The 1917-nt window shown below is 67.3% G+C and carries 2 protein-coding genes; one reads left to right on the top strand and one right to left on the bottom strand.

Annotation, left to right across the window (positions count from 1 at the left end):
• Nucleotides 1–322: 322 nt before the first annotated feature.
• A complete protein-coding gene (locus tag AC2W7M_RS24585) occupies nucleotides 323–655 on the bottom strand; it encodes a phasin family protein (protein ID WP_348831076.1) in 333 nt (110 codons plus the stop codon).
• Nucleotides 656–950: 295 nt separating this feature from the next.
• On the opposite strand from AC2W7M_RS24585, the gene AC2W7M_RS24590 reads away from it, so the two are divergent.
• On the top strand, nucleotides 951–1917 hold a 967-nt coding region (locus AC2W7M_RS24590; RefSeq protein ID WP_486135653.1), incomplete at its 3' end, for a D-alanyl-D-alanine carboxypeptidase family protein.

Here is a 1917-nt window from a genome sequence, read left to right on the forward strand (position 1 = left end):
GTGCATGGTCGCGGCGGCGGCCGGATCAAATTGGCCTGCGGGCGGTGGGGCTCTTGCGAGGGAGCCGTGCGCACGCGTGAGCGATGTCTGTCATGTCAGTCGCGCCCCGTACCGGTGCTCCGTCCTTGGACCACGGAGCTCGGCGCTCGCGCCAGATAATAGGGAGCCGCCCGGCGCTTTGCCAGGGTCGCGACGGGGGCCTGTTCGATGCCGCCCCCTTTTGCCCATGAAAAAGGCCCGGCGCAAGACCGGGCCTGGATCCAGCGCGCCTCAAACGCGGCGCGCGAGCGCGGATACGCTGCGCAGGGCCTCGTTCGAGAGGTCAGCGCGGGAACTTGCCGAACGCGCTCTCGAAGGGCTTGTAGGTCTCCTTCGCCAGCTCGGTGTAGAGCTCGCCGATCTTGGTGGCCTGGGCGACGGCGCCCTCATAGGCCGACTTCAGGTAGCTCTGCTGGATCTCGATGGCCTGCTCGACGCTCTTGGCGCCCAGCAGCTTCTCCAGGGCGGCGGTGCCCTGCTCGAAGGAGGTCTTGGTGTAGTCCGCCACCTCGACCGCGATCGCCTGGGCGCTCTTGGAGAGCGTGCCGAAGCTCTTCATCGCGGCGTCGATGTTGTCCTTGCTCAGCTTCTGGAATTCTTCAGGGCTCTGCACCATGGGAGTATCCTCGTTCCTCAGGACGGCGCGCGGCGCCGTGCCAGACGTTTCCGGTGAGTGGATTTCTCTCCGCTCGGCTGTGGATATTATGCAGTGCAGCATGAATGTCAAGAGCTATGGTGCAGTGCACAATATGGCCGGCCCGCCCTGTTTACGCCTTGGTAACTCCCCGTTCTTAACGTTCCCCTCGTCGCTCCCCCACGCCGCTCCCCGCGCACTGCGGTCGGTCTTCCTGTCCTGGGAGACCTCAGCAGGGCCGGGGCGGATCGCGTTTTGTTCACTCAGGGGCCGTTGCATGCGTATTGCGTCCGCGAACACCGCCTGGGGCGTGAAAGCCCTTGCGGTTGCAGTGTTGGCAAGCTTCGCCTTCACCAGCACGGTGGCGGAGGCCAAGCCGCGGAAGCGCAGCCAGGTGGAGCGTTCGACCCAGCGCAAAGTCGCGCCGAAGCCGGTGGCGGACGCGGACGGCGCGCGCTGGCGCTACGGCAGCTCGGCCATCATGGTGGACGGCAAGACCGGGCGCGTCCTGTACGAGGATAACGCCGACGCCCTGCGGCATCCTGCCTCGGTGACCAAGGTCATGACGCTCTACCTGCTGTTCGAGCAGCTGGAAGCGGGCCGCCTGAGGCTCAACAGCGATCTGCCGGTGTCGGCCAAGGCGGCGTCCCAGTCGCCGTCGAAGCTCTATGTGCGGGCGGGCTCCACCATCGAGGTGGAGGACGCCATCAAGGCGCTGGTGACGCGCTCGGCCAACGACGTGGCGGTGGTGATCGCCGAGGCGATCGGCGGCAGCGAGGCCGAGTTCGCGCAGATGATGACCGCGAAGGCGCGTGCGCTCGGCATGAGCCGCACCACGTTTCGCAACGCCTCGGGCCTGCCCAATCCGGGGCAGGTGACCACGGCGCGCGACCTGTCCATCCTCGGGCGGGCGATCCAGGACCGCTTCCCGCGCCAGTACCGCTACTTCGCCACCCGCACCTTCTATTACAAGGGCCAGGCGATCGGGAACCACAACCGGCTGCTGGGGCGCGTCGAGGGCGTGGACGGTATCAAGACCGGCTACACCCGCGCCTCGGGCTTCAACCTCCTGACGTCGGTGAAGACCGACGACCGGTACCTGGTCGGCGTCGTCCTGGGCGGCTCCAGCGGTTCCGCCCGCGACAACCGCATGGCCAATTTGATCGAATCCCATCTGCCGCGCGCCTATGCGGCGCCGCACCGCGCCGCGCGTGATCGAGAACGCCGCGGCGACGCCGGAGGAG

The sequence above is a fragment of the Xanthobacter sp. BG11Y11_SDJG genome, assembly GCF_057364445.1.

Coding starts and splice junctions, on each gene's coding strand:
- AC2W7M_RS24585 (WP_348831076.1), bottom strand. CDS start 655: ATGGTGCAGAGCCCTGAAGAATTCCAGAAGCTGAGCAAGGACAACATC.